The sequence below is a fragment of the Leptospiraceae bacterium genome (assembly GCA_025059995.1).
In the GTDB taxonomy this organism is placed as follows: domain Bacteria; phylum Spirochaetota; class Leptospiria; order Leptospirales; family Leptonemataceae; genus SKYB61.
The window spans coordinates 157,504-175,742 of record JANXCF010000003.1; the positions used below are offsets into that span (position 1 = coordinate 157,504).

General features: G+C 33.2%; 19 protein-coding genes. 10 read left to right on the forward strand and 9 right to left on the reverse strand.

Annotation, left to right across the window (positions count from 1 at the left end; translation table 11 throughout):
* The first annotated feature begins 51 nt into the window (after positions 1–51).
* From dapA to acpS, 5 genes are read left to right on the forward strand one after another with little or no spacing between them, the layout of a single operon-like run.
* Positions 52–936 (forward strand): 4-hydroxy-tetrahydrodipicolinate synthase, encoded by an 885-nt coding sequence (gene dapA, locus NZ853_05335; GenBank protein ID MCS7205099.1) that lies wholly within the window; start codon positions 52–54, stop codon positions 934–936.
* Positions 933–1,730: a 4-hydroxy-tetrahydrodipicolinate reductase gene (gene dapB / locus NZ853_05340; protein MCS7205100.1), complete on the forward strand. Its 798-nt coding sequence runs from the start codon at positions 933–935 to the stop codon at positions 1,728–1,730. The genes dapA and dapB overlap by 4 nt, the downstream gene beginning before the upstream one ends.
* A gap of 3 nt (positions 1,731–1,733) precedes the next feature.
* Entirely contained in the window at positions 1,734–2,477 is a 744-nt protein-coding gene (cdaA, locus tag NZ853_05345) for a diadenylate cyclase CdaA (GenBank protein ID MCS7205101.1), read from the forward strand.
* On the forward strand, positions 2,474–3,514 hold the full coding sequence (locus tag NZ853_05350) for a hypothetical protein (GenBank protein MCS7205102.1): 1,041 nt from the start codon (positions 2,474–2,476) through the stop codon (positions 3,512–3,514). Before cdaA ends, NZ853_05350 begins: the two co-directional genes overlap by 4 nt.
* Entirely contained in the window at positions 3,511–3,888 is a 378-nt protein-coding gene (acpS, locus tag NZ853_05355; GenBank protein ID MCS7205103.1) for a holo-ACP synthase, read from the forward strand. The genes NZ853_05350 and acpS overlap by 4 nt, the downstream gene beginning before the upstream one ends.
* Here acpS and NZ853_05360 read toward each other — a convergent pair.
* The gene (locus NZ853_05360) at positions 3,852–5,402 is read right to left on the reverse strand and encodes a Ppx/GppA family phosphatase (protein ID MCS7205104.1); all 1,551 of its coding nucleotides are present in this window, start codon (positions 5,400–5,402) and stop codon (positions 3,852–3,854) included. The two genes, acpS and NZ853_05360, sit on opposite strands and share 37 nt — an antisense overlap.
* A 73-nt stretch (positions 5,403–5,475) precedes the next feature.
* On the opposite strand from NZ853_05360, the gene NZ853_05365 reads away from it, so the two are divergent.
* On the forward strand, positions 5,476–5,835 hold the full coding sequence (locus tag NZ853_05365) for a Spx/MgsR family RNA polymerase-binding regulatory protein (GenBank protein ID MCS7205105.1): 360 nt from the start codon (positions 5,476–5,478) through the stop codon (positions 5,833–5,835).
* On the opposite strand, the gene NZ853_05370 is transcribed toward NZ853_05365, so the two are convergent.
* Genes NZ853_05370 through NZ853_05380 form a run of 3 tightly spaced genes read right to left on the reverse strand, consistent with a single transcriptional unit; the run spans position 5,832 to position 8,347 of the window.
* Entirely contained in the window at positions 5,832–6,731 is a 900-nt protein-coding gene (locus tag NZ853_05370; protein MCS7205106.1) for a prolyl oligopeptidase family serine peptidase, read from the reverse strand. The two genes, NZ853_05365 and NZ853_05370, sit on opposite strands and share 4 nt — an antisense overlap.
* Complete coding sequence (locus tag NZ853_05375) at positions 6,721–7,143, reverse strand: NUDIX hydrolase (protein ID MCS7205107.1); 423 nt, start codon at positions 7,141–7,143, stop codon at positions 6,721–6,723. Before NZ853_05375 ends, NZ853_05370 begins: the two co-directional genes overlap by 11 nt.
* Complete coding sequence (locus tag NZ853_05380) at positions 7,136–8,347, reverse strand: hypothetical protein (GenBank protein ID MCS7205108.1); 1,212 nt, start codon at positions 8,345–8,347, stop codon at positions 7,136–7,138. The genes NZ853_05375 and NZ853_05380 overlap by 8 nt, the downstream gene beginning before the upstream one ends.
* A 237-nt stretch (positions 8,348–8,584) precedes the next feature.
* Between NZ853_05380 and NZ853_05385 the strand changes: the two genes are divergently transcribed.
* The 3 genes from NZ853_05385 (at position 8,585) to htpG (ending at position 12,728) form a co-directional block, all read left to right on the forward strand.
* On the forward strand, positions 8,585–9,619 hold the full coding sequence (locus tag NZ853_05385) for an adenosine kinase (GenBank protein MCS7205109.1): 1,035 nt from the start codon (positions 8,585–8,587) through the stop codon (positions 9,617–9,619).
* Complete coding sequence (locus NZ853_05390; protein ID MCS7205110.1) at positions 9,619–10,746, forward strand: glycosyltransferase; 1,128 nt, start codon at positions 9,619–9,621, stop codon at positions 10,744–10,746. The genes NZ853_05385 and NZ853_05390 overlap by 1 nt, the downstream gene beginning before the upstream one ends.
* A 113-nt stretch (positions 10,747–10,859) precedes the next feature.
* Positions 10,860–12,728: a molecular chaperone HtpG gene (htpG, locus tag NZ853_05395; GenBank protein MCS7205111.1), complete on the forward strand. Its 1,869-nt coding sequence runs from the start codon at positions 10,860–10,862 to the stop codon at positions 12,726–12,728.
* 3 nt (positions 12,729–12,731) lie between these two features.
* Here the strand turns inward: htpG and NZ853_05400 are convergent, their stop codons facing one another.
* The 3 genes from NZ853_05400 to NZ853_05410 all read right to left on the reverse strand — a co-directional run bounded on the left by NZ853_05400 (position 12,732) and on the right by NZ853_05410 (position 15,600).
* Positions 12,732–13,715, reverse strand: coding sequence for a glycosyl transferase family 8 (locus NZ853_05400; protein ID MCS7205112.1), 984 nt, complete (start codon positions 13,713–13,715; stop codon positions 12,732–12,734).
* Positions 13,715–14,677, reverse strand: a complete 963-nt coding sequence (locus NZ853_05405; GenBank protein ID MCS7205113.1) for an ATP-binding protein — start codon at positions 14,675–14,677, stop codon at positions 13,715–13,717. The genes NZ853_05400 and NZ853_05405 overlap by 1 nt, the downstream gene beginning before the upstream one ends.
* 137 nt (positions 14,678–14,814) lie before the next feature.
* Complete coding sequence (locus tag NZ853_05410) at positions 14,815–15,600, reverse strand: LOG family protein (GenBank protein MCS7205114.1); 786 nt, start codon at positions 15,598–15,600, stop codon at positions 14,815–14,817.
* Between the two features lie 86 nt (positions 15,601–15,686).
* Here NZ853_05410 and NZ853_05415 point away from each other — a divergent pair, with 86 nt between their 5' ends.
* Positions 15,687–16,805 (forward strand): glycosyltransferase family 4 protein, encoded by a 1,119-nt coding sequence (locus NZ853_05415; GenBank protein MCS7205115.1) that lies wholly within the window; start codon positions 15,687–15,689, stop codon positions 16,803–16,805.
* Here the strand turns inward: NZ853_05415 and NZ853_05420 are convergent, their stop codons facing one another.
* Both NZ853_05420 and NZ853_05425 read right to left on the reverse strand, forming a co-directional pair.
* The gene (locus NZ853_05420; protein MCS7205116.1) at positions 16,806–17,138 is read right to left on the reverse strand and encodes a hypothetical protein; all 333 of its coding nucleotides are present in this window, start codon (positions 17,136–17,138) and stop codon (positions 16,806–16,808) included.
* 51 nt (positions 17,139–17,189) lie between these two features.
* Positions 17,190–18,197: a polysaccharide biosynthesis protein gene (locus tag NZ853_05425; GenBank protein MCS7205117.1), complete on the reverse strand. Its 1,008-nt coding sequence runs from the start codon at positions 18,195–18,197 to the stop codon at positions 17,190–17,192.
* Between the last annotated feature and the right edge of the window lie 42 nt (positions 18,198–18,239).

Genomic DNA, 18,239 nt, shown 5'->3' on the forward strand with positions numbered 1-18,239 from the left:
AAAAAACGAAAAAAACTTGTATTAAAAGTTTTTTATAAGGATTAGTCATTTATGAAATTTCAAGGAGTTTTCACAGCAATCATCACACCTTTCACAAAAGATGGAAGTCAAGTCGATTACGATGCGTATGCAAGGTTGTTAGAAAAACAAATGGAAGCAGGAGTAGCAGGCGTTGTTCCGTGTGGCACCACAGGAGAATCCCCCACCCTTTCTCACAAAGAACACATTGAAGTAATCAAAAAAACAGTTGAGATTGTTAAGAATAGAGCTCTTGTTATTGCAGGGACTGGTTCTAACTCAACAAGAGAAGCAATAGAACTAACAGAAGAAGCCTGCAAATACGGCGTCAATGCAGTAATGTTAGTTAGTCCCTATTACAATAAACCCACTCAAGACGGACTATATCGACACTTCAAAGCCATTGCTGAGGTATCCTCAGTTCCTGTCATTTTATACAACATCAAAGGAAGAACAGCTGTCAACATAGAACCCGAGACCTTTGTTCGTCTATCGGAAATCCCAAATATTGTTGCTGTAAAAGAAGCAAGTGGAGACCTAAACCAAATGGCAAAGATACTCCATTACACAAAAGGAAAAATTGCCCTTTTATCGGGTGATGATAACCTCATTCCTGCGGTTATGGGGATTGGTGGTGTGGGAGTAATTTCTGTAACATCCAACATCTATCCGAAGCGAATGGTAAGAATGATGGATTATTATCTTTCGGGACAATTCGACAAAGCAAACCAAATGTTTTATGAACTTTTTGACTTTATGAATGCCATGTTTTGGGAAACCAATCCCATACCGGTAAAAACTGCGGCAGGGATTTTAGGTTTATGCGAACCTACGTTAAGATTACCTTTAAGTGAGATGTCTCCTGATAAAGTTGAAAAACTCAAAGAAGTAATCAAAAAAACAGGAGAAGATCAATGATCAAAATTGGTATTTCCGGAGCTCTCGGAAGGATGGGAAGAACCATCGGAGAATTGGCACTAAAAGATCAGGATTTTTCTATCCTATTGGCCTTAGAAAGAGAAAACCATCCAAGTTTGAATTCTGACTATGGAGAAACGTTATTACAAAGCCCGAAGCAAGTCTATGTCACCTCATCTCCTGAACCAGGAATTCAAAACACTGAGGTAATCATTGATTTTTCTAATCCAGAAAATACCATCAAACTACTTCCCTTATGTGAAAAATACCAAAAAGCAATGGTCATTGGAACAACAGGTTTTCAAAAAGAACAACTTGAGGTAATACAAGAGTCCTCCAAAAAAATCCCTATCTTGCTTTCACCCAATATGTCTTTGGGGGTGAACTTGTTGTTTCATTTAGTTGAACTAACCGCAAAAGTCCTAAAAAAACAATTCGAAGTAGAAATCATGGAAATCCATCATTCTAAAAAAAAAGACTCACCATCAGGAACCGCCGTCAAACTAAAAGACATCATCTTACAAGAACATGGTTGGGATGAAAGCAAAACCATCTATGGAAGAAAAGGTATGATAGGTGAACGTCCATCGGATGAGGTGGGGATCCATGCTTTACGTGGAGGTGACGTTGTAGGAGAACACACAGTATTTTTCTTTGGAGAAGGAGAACGGATTGAAATTACCCATAGAGCTACATCACGAGTTATTTTTGCAAAAGGAGCATTATTTGCAGCAAAATGGATTTATCAAAAATCTCCTGGTTTCTATACAATGAAAGATGCACTAAACCTATAAGCTATGGAAGAGAAGTTCAGATTTTTCTTTATTTTTCTTGATATAAGCTTAGTTGCGTTTTTTTTTTACAAAATCTATGTTTTGTTGAGTCGAACCCGAGCAATACAATTACTTTTTGTGATACTTTTGATTATTGTTTTCGATTTCTTTTCGAAGGAATTTCAACTAGAGACCGTATCTTGGATCATAAGGAATCTTAGTGCTTATTTGGTTTTTGGTGTCATTGTGCTTTTACAACCAGAACTTCGACGACTCGTAGGTGAAATCGGAAACATGCCCTTATTTACGTGGTTGAGTTCGAAAGAAGTTTCTTCGTTGGAGGTGATTACTCAAGCTGTGATTGAATTGTCTCGAAGTAAAGTCGGTTCTATCATATGCATCATCCAAGACATAAAACCAGATTACATCATAAAAAAAGGGGTCAAGTTGGATGCCATCATTACAAAAGAACTTCTACTAAGCATTTTTTATAAAGAAAATCCATTGCATGATGGAGCAGTTTTGATCGAAAAAGATCGTATCATCGCTGCGTCTTGCATATTACCAGTATCGGAGTCTCCCTTGCTAAAACCTTATCACGGGGCAAGACATCGAGCAGCAATGGGAATGGCAGAAGAAACTGATGCCATTGTGATTGTTACCTCTGAAGAAACAGGAGAAATAAGTATATTGTATAATGGTGAAATCCTTTCACCAATCCCAAAAGACGAGCTAAAAACAAAGATATTGGAACTCATAAAAAAATGAAAAGGGCAAAAGAGTTTTTGAAAAATCTATTCCTTAACCGTTGGAAGGCTAAAGTAGGAAGTCTCTTGATAGCAACACTTTTTTATTTTTATGTTCTTTATACAAAAAACATTACAAAAACGTTTTACTTAAAGGTTGAACCACCCAACCTTCCTGTGGGTTTAGTGTTTAGTGAAGAACCTCCAACATTTGTCAAAGTAACTTTCTCGGGTCCTCAAGAATTGATGGATATAGATAGAAACAGCTTCAGCTTATATATGATCAATCCTGGACCAGGACCAGGAAAAAACAAATTTCGATTAGAACTTTATCCTCCTCTACCCGCCAATCTACAAGCCAATATTGAACCAGCAGAAGTAGAACTTCTATTGGATGTTAAAAAGAAAAAATACCTTCCCATTGTTCCAAAAGTGGAAATACCACTAAACAAAAAAATTCTGTATTGGAATATATCTCCTAATTCAATCGAAGTCGAAGGACCGGAAAAAATCATAAACAAAACCGACAGAGTCTATTTAAGCAAAATCAAATTAAACGAAAATAATACTTTTTTTTATGATAAAATCTCAATAGGAGAACTACCCAAATTCATCAAAATTTCAGAAAATCAACCCTTCGAAATTCAGGTAGAAATCCGATATGCTAGTGAAGAGGAACTAAAAACAAAAATAGAAAAACTATCGAGTGAATATCACTTTTTCGAAGAAGAACTCAAACTCCAATGCAGTAATATTCTCGATAAATTAGAACTTAAAGAAGTTAAAGTAAAGGTTTTTTATATTTCTAAGTATTATTTAACAAAGGACTCAATGACTGCAGAGACCTTTTGTCCTGTGGAGTGGAATCCTGTTTTAGAAATCATCGAACCAGGTGACTTTATTCCAAATCTTCCTATCGTAATTCGAACAAGATCAGAATTCAAAGAATTTGAGATCATAAAAATGGAACCTTTATCTTCTGATTTAAATTTTACTTTACGAAAAAAAGTTCTTATTAACCAGTTAGAACGAGGATTAAAGGAGCATTTAATCCAATGATTATCGGAATAGGAGTTGACATAGTCGAACATCATCAAATCCGTAGGATTTACGAAAAATACAAAGATAAATTTTTAGAAAGATATTTTAATACTGGCGAAATTGAATATTCTTTGAGCAAACGGGATCCAATACCTCATATCTCTGCCCGATTTGCAGTAAAAGAAGCAACCATCAAAGCTTTAAACATCAAAGATCGGATTGGACTATACTACAAAGAAATTGAGATTGCAGGCAAAAATTTTGGAAAAAAAGAATTAAAACTCAAAGGAAAAATCCTTGAGATAGCCAATGAGAAAAACATCAAGAAGTATCATTTTTCATTAACTCACTCAGATCAATATAGCATTGGAATAGTAATTTTCGAGGGATAACTCACAACTAATTCTATAGGTTGAAATTCAATTTTACGATTGAGTTTGATTTCTAAGAGTTCCTTTCGCATGCTCGCCATATCGCAAAGTAAGCGACATACTTCCAAATCGTCTGACTGGACAAGAAAACGACAAACTTGATTTTCCATTTGTATTTCTATTTTTGTTTCACATGGGATCCGAGTAAGTCCAATCGAAATCCGTAAGATACCTGCATAAAATTCTACCAAATTTTGCTCGAAAGGTGTAAGAAGCTTCATTTCTAAATGTTTTCTATCAGGATTAGCTTTTCGATGATACCTTGCAATCGTAGCAATGAATTGTAACTCTTTGGTTGTGAAACCTAATAAATGCTCTGTATTAGTGATGATATAATAACTATGTTTGTGGTGAGCATTATGAGCTATCGAAATTCCAATGTTATGAAGTAAGGAAGCATATTCTAAATATTCTTTGTGGGATAATAATTCTGGATAGTATTTTCCTAATTGCTTTACGATTTCTAAACTGACTTTTGATGTTGCTTCGGGAATTTCTTGTTGAAATTTTCTTAGAAGTTTGATACAGGAATTTCTTCGAATTTCTCTTAATTCTGTTTTTTTACTTTTTCGAAAAAGGATTTCGTAAATCACTCCTTCTCTTAATCCAAAAGGTGAATAGGAAAGTTTTGTGATCTTAAAATTTTCTAAGATTGTGAGAAGTATTAGAGCTCCAGCTGGTAAGATGTCAGCTCTTTTTTCATCAAGTTTGAATTTCTTTTGTCTTTTTTCTGATGTATCGCTTTTGAGTAATTTTTCTGTGAGATCTTTGACTTGATGAAAATAGATTTCTGAATTTGAATCTTCGTAAAGAATTTCTTTTATGGTTCTTAAGGTTCCAGAAGAACCTACAACGATCTCGAAGTTTAACCTTTCATTTATAAACTCTTGATAAACATCGTAAATGAAATTTTGGATGTAGTTTTTGGCATCTTTTAAATTTTTTTCAGTGATGATTCCTTTAGGGAAAAAACGTTCTGTGATGCGAACAGCCCCTAACTTCAAAGACCGAATGAAAAGAGGTTTTGCTTGATATCCCAATATGATTTCCGTTGAACCACCACCAATATCGATCACTAAAGCTCTTTTATCAAATATAGGAATAGCTTGTAATACACCCAAATAGATCAATCGAGCTTCTTCTTGTCCAGGGATGACTTTTATTCTTATTCCTGTGTGTTGATAAACCTTTCTAAGAAATTCCTGCTGATTATTTGCTTCTCTTACTGCTGAGGTTGCAATTGCTTGGATGATGGCATTATGTTTCTGAGCAATCACTTTAAAATGCTTTAGTGTTTGTATGGCTCTTTCTTCAGCTTCTTTTTTTATGTAGTCATAATCTCCTCCTCCCTCTCCTAATCGAACAACTATTCTCTCTCGATCTAAGATTTCTATTTGATCCTTTTGTTTTTTAGCTATGATCATATGAAATGAATTCGTGCCTATATCAATCACTGCAATGGGTCTTGACAACATACCCCCATGAAAATTCAAAATCTTTAAGTTTCAATGAAAATAAAATTTTCTTGATGATGGTATTTCTTTTGAGATGTTTGCAGTTATGATTGAGTTCTACGGTTATAAGAAATGTCAAACTAGTAATAAAATTGAATCCTACCTAAAAAACAAAAACATTGAATACCAATTTATTGACATCTTAGAAAAACCTCCCTCAAAAACTTTACTTCAAACCATCATGAAGGAAAAACAAATCGAACCAAAAGCCTTCATCAACAATTGTAGCGCCCCATATAGAGAAATGAAACTCAAAGATAAATTACCAACTATGAATAAAGATGAAGTTTTGAAGCTCTTAATAGAAAATCCAAAACTTTTTAAAAGACCTTTGGTAGTAGATAAAACCAACAAAAAATATACAATTGGAAATGAAGCCCTAAAAGAGTTTTAGTTTTTCTTTGAACTGATTTTTTCAAAAAACAAAAACACATTTTCTAATTCAGAGTCCCAGTAAAGAAAATCATGTTTATGTTGTGCTTTTAAATGAAACTCTATGGGAATTTCTGGGTGATGTTTCTTCAAAAAATCGTAGAAATGCTGAGAATGAAGATATGAAACCACTTTATCTTCTTTTCCATGCCCCAAATATAAGGGGGTTTTCCAACCTCGATTTTGGATGATCCAAATAGGGTTATCGATTGTTTTCCATCTTTCAGGAAATTTTTCGTATTCTCCATAAGTAAGCCTCATGAGGTTGTCTTTGGGAGTTATCGTCTGATCAAAATCTCCTGAAAGTGAAGATACTGCCGTAAACAATCCAGGATTTCGCGAAGCCAAAAGGACAACCCCTCTACCCCCCGTAGAAAGCCCCAAAGCAAAATTCAAAAAGCCTTCTTTTAAAAGGTCATGTTTTTGAAAAAATCCAAGAACATCATTCTCCAAAAAGACCATGCCCGGTTTTTTGTTCCATTTGAGTTTGGTTTCGGGGAAATAAATAGACTCATACACACTCACACCCATCTCTGGTGCAATCGCCATATACGAATTCTTTTCCATAAAATCCAGTAATCTTGTTTCTAAAAACCAGCGTTTTCGGTGAAATTTCCATCCCGGTAGAACCAAAAGTATCTTATAGCAAGTCTCGTTTAGCTTTGAGGGAAGATAAACATCTACGAAAACACCTTGAAGGTCTACCGTATAGACTCGATATTCTTTTAAGGTTTGGATAGGGTTTTGATTTATGTTTTTTTCAAAAGTTTGAATCACTTCTTTTGAATAGCATTCTTTTGATTGGAGTTCCAAATGGGTTGCTACTAAAAACAGCAAAATGAAAAATTTAAACCTCACTTTTCTTTAATCGGAAATAATCCTGCAAACCCTTTAAAAATGTGCTTGTGAAGTATTTCGATAAATCTTCGTGTTTATGAAGCCAGCGATATTCCAAATGCTCGGAAGAAAGACGGATTCTACCACCTAAGTATTTACCTTCATACAATACTGCTACTGCTTCAACACCTTCCTTCAAAACAATGTGTGGAAAAACAAAAACGGGATTAGGTTGGATTTCGTATTGGATTTCATGACCCAACTCTTCTTGGATTTCTCTTTTTAGAGATTCTAGCCAGTTGAAAAATTCATTTTTACTTACGATTCTTCCGCCAGGAAGATCTCCAGCTTTTGTGATGGAATCTCGAAGATACAAAAAAAAATTTTTATCCCAAAGAAGTAACTTTAAACTGATTTGAAATTTTTCATTCATATTCTTTTTCCACCAGTTCATAATTGTTGGATTTTTTTATAATTCTTTTTTGGATTTTTGATGCACACTGTTGTAATCGTCTTCGAGTTATTACCGAATCTTCCCAAAGTTCAAGATGATGCCGGAGTTCTTCTTCGAAATGAAAATGAAAAGTCGAAAAATAATCCAACAAAAACTGAAAAGTTTCATGGGTATAATGTTTGAGTTTTTGAAAAAAACCTATAAGAACTCTTGAGGTTTCTATGATTTTAAGCTGATCCTCCTTGGGGATTTGCTTAAGAATTCCAATAGCAAACATGGGTACTGGTTGATGCTTTACGGATTGATTATAATATTTTCTTTTGATTACTTTTTGATTTAGGATGGCTCGTTCAAAAACCTCAATCCATGCAGGTGTGATTTTCGCATTCGTTAATTCAAAAATAGCCAACAAAACAAATAAATTTACATGCTCGTATTCTTGTGGATAGCTTTCAAAGAAATTCATATTTAGATATCCATTTTCTAAGTAAAACCTGGTTGTTTGATAGATTGAAAATAACTCCTTCCATGATATACTTTTAGGGATTTTGAACTTCGTGTTTTTTTGTAATTCATCGTTGAATAGATAATCTCGAACCCAATTCGGATGGGTTAAAATAGTAAAACTCAAAAGGACATACCTTTCAAAAAATTTATCTAAATTTTTTAGTAATTTTGATATGATTTCGTGTGAGGTTTCTTCATCATTTTTGATTTGATACAGATAATTGATTGCTAACCAGACATCCATTTCTTTCGTAGTTTTTAAAAACTCCTGAGCTGAAGCATGAGGGAATTCTCCTCCAATGAATCGAAAAACAAGAAAATCAATCTCATAAAACTTTTGTTTCTTAAGTTCTCTATATTGATGTTCATCCGTTTTCGCTAAAAACGGCATGTAGGCTTCTTCAAGAATAGTTTGAAAATTCTGATAATTTTTTAATTCCTGATGAATAAAAAAAGCCTCCATGAGCTTTTGAAATCCTAATTCTAATAGATTTTCATGATTCTCAAAATCCTCATATTCCAAAGAAATTACTAATAGTTCTAATAAAAAATTCTGTTCGGGTCGTCCTTCTTGAATCCAATTCCCGATTTGCCTGAATAGCTCTTGAATAAGAAAGTTCTCCGCTTGTTTGTCCTTGGATTTTTTATATTCTCGATAAGCTGAAACAATGTTCATGTCTTCTCGCCTTTTTGTTAATTGTGATCTAAAATTGATGGATACAATAATACTGAAGATGATTTATCTTCCATCAAATACCTACTTAAGCTAAGTTATTAAAGCTATTTCTTAAATCAATCCGAAAAATCATCCTGAAAAAAAACATGATTCTAATCCTTCAAACAGGGATACTCTTTTTGGCTTGAAAGATGTTTTTTTAATTGTTTCAAGTGTATTGAAAAAAATCATATCTTTATGTATTTAAATACCCTTTATGATTTATTACGAAAAAATGAGAATGCATATGATGTCTTTGGGATTGGGAATGCGATTGTGGATTTATTGGTTTTCGTTGATGATGAATTTGTAGAAAGTCATCAACTTCCCAAAGGTCATATGAAGCTTTCTACTTCTGAAGAACAGGCAAAACTATTATTTGATTTAGAAAAATTTTCTATTCACATGGCATCAGGTGGTTCAGCCGCAAACACGATGATTAGCATTGCAAACATCGGAGGGAAAACTTTTTTTACAGGAAAAATAGCAAAAGATCCAAATGGAGAATTTTATCGTGTAAACCTCAAAGAAGCTGGAGTTGAATTTGACGTTCATCCCATAGAAGAAACCGAAGGCTCCACAGCCACATGCATTGTCTTAATCACTCCAGATGCTGAAAGAACCATGTCTACCCATTTGGGAGTTTCTATTTTACTTCATGAAAACGACATCCAAGAAGAAATCATCAAAAAATCAAAAATGGTTTACATAGAAGGTTATCTTTGGTTAAATCCTATTACAAAACAAGCTGCACTCAAAACTATTGAAATCGCAAAGATGCATCAAGTTCCTGTAAGCTTTACTTTTTCAGATGGGTTTGTTGTTGCTCAATTTCGTGAGGAATTCGAAGAAAAAATCAAAAATCATGATTTTGATGTAGTGTTTATGAATGCAGATGAAATTCAATCGTTTTTTGCTATGGAAGATTACCAAAAATGTCTTCATGAGCTAAGCAAATTTGATAATTTATTTTTTGTTACAAATAGCGAAAAAGGAGCAAACGTAGTCTATAAAAACACAATCATTCCAGTAAGTGGTTTTCCCGTAAAAGCTTTAGATACAACGGGAGCTGGTGACTACTTTGCTGGGGGAACCCTTTTTGGTTTAACACGTTTAAAGACACCCGAACAATCAGCCAAATGGGGAAATTACTTAGCATCAAAAGTGGTTCAAGTTCAAGGTGCTCGCTTAGATAAAATCTACAAAGACGAAATCACAAAAATCAAAGTATAATGCTAAAAATTCTACACCTAAACCCTACAAAGACCTGGAGAGGAGGCGAGCAACAAACCCTGTATTTAGCCAAATACCTTCAAAACCAAAAAGAAGTCGAACAAATCCTTGCAGGAACATATCATTCAGAATTACAAAAAGAATGTCAAAAACGAAATATCCCCTACAAAAGTTTTCCTTTTTGGAATGAACTCGATGTTTACTCAAGCTATAAGTTAGCAGAATTCCTAATAAAAAACCAAATTCAAATTCTCCATTGCCATACGGCAAAAGCCCACTCTTTGGGACTTCTCACAAAGTGGTTTTGCGAAAAAAAGAAATATCCCATCAAATTGATTATCTCAAGAAGAGTTGATTTTTCTTTTAAGAGAACTTCATTCTTTCATCAAATTTCTCGTTGGAAGTATCATTCAAACCTTATCGATTGTTATATTGCTATTTCTGAAAAAGTAAAATCTGTTTTGATTAGTGATGGGATCGATCCTCAAAAGATAGAGGTGATCTACTCAGGCATTGATTTGGAAAGATATAAGAAATCTACCAAAACTTCAAAAGAAACCCTAAAAAAAGAATTCCAGATCACAGACGAAATCATCATTGGGAATGTAGCTGCATTAGTGGATCACAAAGATCATGAAACCTTAATCTTAGCGGCATCAATCTTAAAATCTCAACCTCTACCAAAATGGAAAATTATCATTGTTGGTGATGGAGAAAAAAAACGGGATTTACAAACACTCATACGAAGACATCAACTCGAAAACGAAATAATTTTAGCAGGATTTAGAAAGAACGTGTTTGATTTTTACCAACTTTTTGATATCTTTGCTATGAGCTCAAAAGAAGAAGGATTAGGAACTTCAATTTTGGATGCCATGGTTTTTGGACTACCGATTGTAGCAACTAATGGCGGAGGCATTCCAGAAATTGTCCAACACCAAAAAGGAGGATTTATATCCCCCATACGAGACTCTCAGAAATTCGCTACTCATTTGAAAGAATTAATACTTAAACCATCAATCCGAAAAAAGATGGGAAGGTTCAATCAGGATTTTGTCAAAAATTTTGATTATCGAATCACAGGAGAAAAAACCCTCAATCTCTATAAACGTTTATGGCAGGAATAAAACTCACATAATTTTTATTCTAAAAATGAGTTGACAAAGAGAGAATCTTGAAATTTTCAGTTTTAGCAATCCCAAAATTCAATTGCTAATTACAAAAACTAATTGGAGGAAATATGGAAACTTCTTACGAAAAAGGAAAAATCGGGATTCACACAGAGAATTTACTTCCTATCATCAAAAAGTGGTTATACTCTGAAAAAGAAATTTTTATTCGCGAGCTTATTTCAAATGCTTATGATGCCATTGAGAAATTAAAAAAAGTCATGATGTATGAAAACATTTACCAACCAGATAAGTTGGATTTTGCCATAGAAGTCAAATTCGATAAACTGAAAAAAACTCTACACTTCATTGATAACGGCATTGGAATGACCAAAGAAGAAGTTGAAAAATACATTGCTCAAATTGCTTTCTCAGGCGCTCAAGAGTTTGCTCAGAAATATCTAAAAGATCAATCATCTGTTGATTTTATTGGGCACTTTGGATTAGGGTTTTATTCTTCGTTCATAGTTAGCAAAAAAGTAGAAATCCAAACGAGAAGTTATAGAGAAGATGCTGAACCAGTTTATTGGGCAAGTGAAGGAAATGATGAATACTTGATCGGGAAAGGCACAAGGGAAGATCGAGGGACAGAAGTAATCCTTCATTTAGATGATGATGCTGCTGATGAATACTTAGATAATGTAAAGCTACAAAACTACATCCGCAGATATTGTGATTTCTTTTCCGTTCCTATAAAACTAGAAGGATTACAGGTGAATTACCAAAAACCATTATGGCTAAAAAAACCCATTGAAACCCAGAAAGAAGAATATATAAGTTTTTATAAATACTTATATCCTTTTGATGAACAACCCCTGTTTTATATTCATTTAAATACTGATTATCCTTTCCGACTTCAAGGTATTTTGTATTTCCCCAAAATACGTCACGAAATGGATTGGAACCAGAACAACGTAAAAATTTTCTGCAAACAAGTTTTTGTTACAGACGAAGCACAAGAAATCATCCCCAAATTCCTTGTAGCATTGAAGGGTGTTTTGGATTTACCAGAGCTACCTTTGAATGTTTCTCGCTCTTATATTCAACAGGACCCAGAAGTAAAAAAGATTTCATCCCACATAGTAAAAAAAGTCGCTGATCGAATCGTAGAGGAATGTAAACAACGCCGTGAAGAATACGAAAAAATCTGGAAGGACATTTCCTTGTTCGTTAAGTATGGGATGTTAGAAGATGCAAAATTTTATGAAGATGCAAAAGAAGCATTGCTATTTGAAGTAATATCGAGTGAAAATTTGGACAAAAGAACCTATAAAACTTTAAAAGAATATCAAGACAAAAACAAAGAAAAAACAGAAAACAAAATCTACTATGCAACGGATCTGAAGTCTCAAGGACCTGCCATCCGACTTTTACTGAAACAAGGCATCGAAGTGATTTATCTGGATCGATTGATGGATGCTCACTTTATGTCATTTTTAGAGCTCAAAGAATCCAACATTCATTTTGTTCGTGTTGATTCAGAAGTTTCACAACATGCCATCGATAATGAAACAAGGCTATTCGATCAAGATCAAAAAACAAACAAAGACAGAGTAGAAGATCTTTTCCGCAAAGCCCTAAATAATACAAAAATTATCGTTCGTGCAGAAAGTTTAAAGACTGAAGAATTTCCCGCTATGATCATTCTACCCGAAACCTATCGTAGAGTAAATGAACTTGCTTTTCTCTACGGAGAGAAAGATCGTTTTACTATTCCCGAAAATCACACTTTACTTTTGAACTTGAAGAATCCTTTAATCCAATATCTAAGTAAGCCTGATTTGATTACTGTTGATGGAAATGAAATCAATCCCAAAAAATTAGAATTAGCAAAGCAAATCTACAATTTAACAAGAATTTCACAAGCATTGGTTTCTCCAGAAGAAATGCAAAGCTTCGCAAAAGAACTCTTTTCATTCATTGAAAAGAATTTTAAATGACTTTTATGTCCCTGTTTTTTTTTGTGTTTTCTCAATGAGTTTGAGTAATTGAAAAAACTGTGACTTTTGTTCTTCGATATCGATTGCTTTTAGGGTTTTAGAAATAAAATCTTCTATTTTTTTTGAGACTAAAAAAAACTCTTTCTTTGGCTTTTCTAAAAGGTGCATATAGGTATAAAAGGTTCTTAATCCTTTTAAGATGTCTTCTTTGATTTGATTGTGATGGGAGTTATAACCAAAATTTTCAATCGAACGAAAAAAATTCAAATTTCCTGCATTATGAACAACGGGTATTTTTTGTCCTTTTTTGTTGTAAAAAAACCCATCTTTGATATAAAACTCTTCCAAGCAAGTTACAGGAATAAAATTATATTTTGTAGGTAGCTCTACAAAACCTTCTTTATGGAGGACATAATTAATCAAAATTTGATCAGGACCGAATTGATGTTTATCTTTTGTTTTTGAAACAAGAACCTCACATAGATGTAGCATCTTTTTGTAAGGTGCTATTATAAAACCTGCATTGATCATTTTTTTTAAAATCAATGTTTCTTTTAATTCATCTATATCTTCTTTGTAGAAATAATCAGTTTTAATGAAATAATCAAAAAGTGGGGCTAAATCTTCACAAACAGCTCTGTATTCGTCTATATGTTCTTCGAACAAAAACGAAATATCATCTTGAAAAATCAAATCCCCGCTATCACACATCAAGATTTGCTCATAGGGATGAATCTTAAGAAATGAATAGAGATCACGAAAACGCAAATTCACAACATGTCCATCTCTTGTGCAAGAGTGGACAAGTATTTTGTGTTTTTCTAAATAAAACCTTTGGGCTTTTGATAAACCATAATCTAAAACCAAAATTTGGATTTTACTTAATCGAACATTTTCCCATAAAGAATAAAGCCAATGTTCTACGAGAAAATCCCCGTATTTTCTATCACTTGCTGTTGCGATTAGATACTTTTTTTTCTTTTTCATCAAGCAAGAGGCAACTTAACGTTGATTTCTTGCTGAACTATATATCGTATCTTCTGAAATAAAGCCAATAACTCATCCCTATCAATTTTTTGTTCTTTTTTGTAAGTAACAAAAACGGTTCGATAATAAGGTTCTTCTTCGATGATTTGATAACCCTTTTCCCTCATGAGTTCTGCTACTTTTTGGGCATTTGACTTTAGTGTTGCTATTGTTACTGCTATTGGCTCAGCTCCAACATGATGAATGTGAAAATAACAAACAACATCATCTATGTCTAATCGATCAATTTCTTTTTTAATTTCTGAAAAAGTAACCTTCTCTCTCGGTCCAGAGGGGTCCTTATATTTAATTAAAATCCGATTGAAGTATCGAACTTTTCTTCCATCAGGATTGATTTCGATACCATTGATGATTCTTCTTTCATCAGTGAGTTCTTTCATTAAGAACTCTCCGCGACCTCTGCTGCTTTCAAAGTCAAAATATTCAGAAGTAACATCTCCTTTTAAAGCATTTTCTTCGATATCCTTGAGGGTATAGGTTTTTCCTTCTGGCATCTCATGCTTGAAACTACAAGATATGTAAGGATTTATAACATCATTATAGATATCGATTTTAACAATTACATATTTTCCGTATCCGTGTTCAATTGCATTTTGAATAGCCTCTGTAACCATGATTCTAACAGAAATAGGATCTATCCCAACAAGGTGAGCTAAGCGATAAGCTTGAGTTTTGATTTCATACATCGTTCCATATTTTTCATTGATGCGTTTCCCCATCTCATTTTGCATAACCTCTTCTCTATCTATGATTGCTTTATATGACAAGTGACTTATGGATTTTTGAAGGTATGGGGATTCTTTTATGTAATTTAATTCTTCAATCAACTCTTGCTTTTCCCGTTGTAGTTTCTTGATTTGCTCTTGTAGTTCTTCAATTGTGTGGTCGTTTTGAAAATACATAAAAAACTCCTTGTTTTTGGTATAATTAAACTTAATTACTGTTCGTATCTAATTTTCTTTATGTTAAAAAACAAATCTACAAAAATTCAGATTTTGAAGAATGTAATTTTCACATCAATAAATTTTTTAAAAACAGATTATAAATTTTTTTCTAAAATCGAAATCACTTTCTGATAAGCTTCTTCTACTGAGTCTACGACTTCGAATAAGAGCTTATCTTCAGGTGAAATTAATCCATATTCCACTAAAAAATCAAAATCAATCAAGCGATTCCAAAAATCTTTTCCATAAAGTAAAACTGGAACTACGTTTTTAATATTTTTTGTTTGTTGTAAAGTTAATGTTTCGAATAGTTCATCTAAGGTTCCAAAACCTCCAGGAAAAGCAATCAGAACCCGTGCGTAATACAAAAACCAGAACTTTCTTGTAAAAAAATAATGAAAATCAAAGTTCAACTCATGAGTAATATATGGATTAGGTAGCTGTTCTTCGGGGAGTTCAATGTTGAGCCCAATGCTTATACCACCAGCATCATGTGCACCACGATTAGATGCTTCCATGATTCCTGGTCCTCCACCACTACAGATGATAAATCTCCTTTTATGTTTTTTTGCAACGTTTTTGGACCAAAGAGTAATTTGTCTTGCTAATTCTCTTGCTTCATCGTAATACTTTACTAATTCCACTATCTTTGAACCTTTATGTTTTTCTACTTCTTCAGGTGAAGGTATTCTTGCAGAACCATAAAAAATAATCGTATCCGTGATACCAAATTCTTTAAATTTCTTTAAAGGATAAAGATACTCAGCTAAAATCCTTATGGGTCTTGCTTCTTCACTAAACAAAAATTCTAAATTTTCAAAAGCAAGAGGAGGACGTCTTTTTTTGGCTTCTCTGTTATTCAAGAAAATTCTACTACTCATAGAATTATAAAAAAATTTTAATTTTTACTCTCTGCAAGTGGATTTCTTGTTTTCATGCTAAATAAAAAAAAATTTTTCATTACAACATGAAAATCGCAATTGATGTTCGTCCTCTTTACTATTCAGGCACAGGGAACGCTGTTTATCTCTACAACATCCTAAAAGAAGTGCTCAAACTTTCCTCAAACTGGAAGTGGTATTTAATCACCAATAAAACTATAAGTGAAGAATACGAAGATTTACTTTCTTTTTCGAATATTCATTTAATCAAACAAAATTCTCTATTCGCAAAAGCAAGTCCCCTTTGGTTTCACTCAGTATTTCCTAATATTTTAAAAGCCAATCAAATTGATATTTTTTGGAGCTCATTATTTCTACTACCTTACAATATGAAAAAAAGATACCCTATCCCTACTTTATTGAATATTCATGACTTAAATGCTTGGATTGCTCCTGAAACCATGGTTTACTGGAAGCAATTGTATTTAAAAACCTTTACTCGAAATTCTCTACTTCATTCTGACGTAGTGATGTGTTTATCGCATACAACTAAAAATCTGATTCAAAAAATTTTCCCCACTGAATCAAAAAAAACAAAGCTGATCGTTGTGTATCCAGGATTGATTGCTCCTCCCAAAGACACAAAAAAGCCCAAAGAACTAAATTTCGATAAATTTTTATTGTCCGTAGGAACTTTAGAACCAAGAAAAAACTTTGAAACTTTGATTCAAGGATATCTTCTTGCAAAAGAAGAAAATAAAAATTTACTTCCTTTAGTGATAGCAGGAAAAAAGGGATGGAATTTATCGCCAATTCTAACACAATTAGTAAAAAATGAATTCAAAGAAAAAGATATTTATTTCGTAAATTCCCCAAAAAAAGAAGAACTCTTCTGGCTTTATGAAAACTGTTCTTTATTTTTATTTCCCAGTATCTACGAAGGCTTTGGACTACCCATTTTAGAAGCTGCCTATTACAAAAAGCCTCAAATTTTATCAAAAATCGAAATCTTCGAGGAAATAGGAAAAAACTTCGATGGCATATTTTTCGTAAAGGAAGTAAAAAACCCTCAACACTGGAAGAACGCTATCTTGCAGTTTTTTTCCCAAAAAACTCCATCCATTTTGAATACTCAACTTTCTTTATTCGATTACACAAACTCAGCTAAGATTGTTATTGAAACTATCAATCAATTTGTGAAGTGATCATTTAGTTCCTGTTCCAGTAGTTCCTGGGATCATACTTTGAAGTTCTTTTATATATTCAATTGTGCAACTTTGGAAGCTCAAGTTCTCACAAGGAGTTGTTTTAATACAATCCATAATTAGCTTCAAAGAGCGAGCTTGTTCAGCCTCCAACTTCGAAAAAAAATTAATACAATGCTTTTGCAAATCTTGAAACTGACTCAAACTTTTATCACACTCAACAATTTTTTTACAAACTTCCACAAACTGAGATGTATCTTTTTGTTCTTTTTTACAATAGAATAATACTAAGAATGCCAGAAAAAAAACAAATAGAATTTTACTAAGTTTCATTCTTCACTCCTTTATTTTTGATAAAATTTTCTTTAGGATTTGTGTAAAGAACTATTTTTTCAAAGATGTGCTCTGATAATCAGGTATTAATTGTTTGATGATTTTTTTGATTTCTTTTTTGTTTTTGGCTTCTTTGATGAGTTGTTCAACAAGTTCTTGAAAATTATCTGGGATTCCATTCAAAATCACTTTTTTTATTCCTTCATAGTTGGTAGAGTGTATTAACTCATCATCATCGTGAAATTCTTCATTGAGCTTTTCTCCTGGTCGAAGTCCGGTTATTACAATCGGGATGTCTTTATGGGGCATTTTTCCCTCAGAAAGTATCATAAATTTTGCCAATTCGTAAATATTGATGGGCTCACCCAAATGTAAGAAAAACACATCATCATTAGGAGTAGCAATTTCCATTGCCTTTACTAAGAGCTCACAAGCTTGATCAATCGACATAAAAAATCGGCTCATATCTTTGTGAGTGACTGTAACTGGACCACCTTTTTGAATCTGTTCTTTGAATATAGGAATCACACTTCCTGAACTATTTAAAACATTCCCAAATCGAACGGAGGTGAAGATTGTTTCTGACTGTTTTTGGAAATACTGACAGATCATTTCTCCAATTCTTTTAGTAGCTCCCATGATGCTTGTAGGTTTGATGGCTTTATCTGAGGAAATGAAAATAAACTTTTTGACGCCATGGAGATGAGATAACTTCACTAAGTGGTAGGTTCCCATGACGTTTGTTTTGATGGCTTCTGTGGGATGATCCTCGAGCATGGGAACATGTTTTAAAGCCGCTGTATGAAACACTACATTTGGATTCTCAAGAACAAAAATCTCCTCTAATCGCTCATAATCTCTTATATCTGCTAAATAATAGGGATACTGGAAGTTCAAACGATGAGCTATTTGAAACAATAAATATTCACTATGATCCAACAATACAATATTGTCATACCCATGATCCAAAAGCTTCAAGACTAAACCAGAACCAATAGAACCACCAGCTCCTGTGATTAAAATTTTATCTTTTGAATTTTTTTCTCTTATAAAGTTCATAATTTTTTATCGAAAAAAGAAAAGAATCCAAAACCTTTAATT

Coding starts and splice junctions, on each gene's coding strand:
- dapA (MCS7205099.1), top strand. CDS start 52: ATGAAATTTCAAGGAGTTTTCACAGCAATCATCACACCTTTCACAAAA.
- dapB (MCS7205100.1), top strand. CDS start 933: ATGATCAAAATTGGTATTTCCGGAGCTCTCGGAAGGATGGGAAGAACC.
- cdaA (MCS7205101.1), top strand. CDS start 1,734: ATGGAAGAGAAGTTCAGATTTTTCTTTATTTTTCTTGATATAAGCTTA.
- NZ853_05350 (MCS7205102.1), top strand. CDS start 2,474: ATGAAAAGGGCAAAAGAGTTTTTGAAAAATCTATTCCTTAACCGTTGG.
- acpS (MCS7205103.1), top strand. CDS start 3,511: ATGATTATCGGAATAGGAGTTGACATAGTCGAACATCATCAAATCCGT.
- NZ853_05360 (MCS7205104.1), bottom strand. CDS start 5,402: ATGTTGTCAAGACCCATTGCAGTGATTGATATAGGCACGAATTCATTT.
- NZ853_05365 (MCS7205105.1), top strand. CDS start 5,476: ATGTTTGCAGTTATGATTGAGTTCTACGGTTATAAGAAATGTCAAACT.
- NZ853_05375 (MCS7205107.1), bottom strand. CDS start 7,143: ATGAATGAAAAATTTCAAATCAGTTTAAAGTTACTTCTTTGGGATAAA.
- NZ853_05380 (MCS7205108.1), bottom strand. CDS start 8,347: ATGAACATTGTTTCAGCTTATCGAGAATATAAAAAATCCAAGGACAAA.
- NZ853_05385 (MCS7205109.1), top strand. CDS start 8,585: ATGTATTTAAATACCCTTTATGATTTATTACGAAAAAATGAGAATGCA.
- NZ853_05390 (MCS7205110.1), top strand. CDS start 9,619: ATGCTAAAAATTCTACACCTAAACCCTACAAAGACCTGGAGAGGAGGC.
- htpG (MCS7205111.1), top strand. CDS start 10,860: ATGGAAACTTCTTACGAAAAAGGAAAAATCGGGATTCACACAGAGAAT.
- NZ853_05400 (MCS7205112.1), bottom strand. CDS start 13,715: ATGAAAAAGAAAAAAAAGTATCTAATCGCAACAGCAAGTGATAGAAAA.
- NZ853_05405 (MCS7205113.1), bottom strand. CDS start 14,677: ATGTATTTTCAAAACGACCACACAATTGAAGAACTACAAGAGCAAATC.
- NZ853_05410 (MCS7205114.1), bottom strand. CDS start 15,600: ATGAGTAGTAGAATTTTCTTGAATAACAGAGAAGCCAAAAAAAGACGT.
- NZ853_05415 (MCS7205115.1), top strand. CDS start 15,687: ATGAAAATCGCAATTGATGTTCGTCCTCTTTACTATTCAGGCACAGGG.
- NZ853_05420 (MCS7205116.1), bottom strand. CDS start 17,138: ATGAAACTTAGTAAAATTCTATTTGTTTTTTTTCTGGCATTCTTAGTA.
- NZ853_05425 (MCS7205117.1), bottom strand. CDS start 18,197: ATGAACTTTATAAGAGAAAAAAATTCAAAAGATAAAATTTTAATCACA.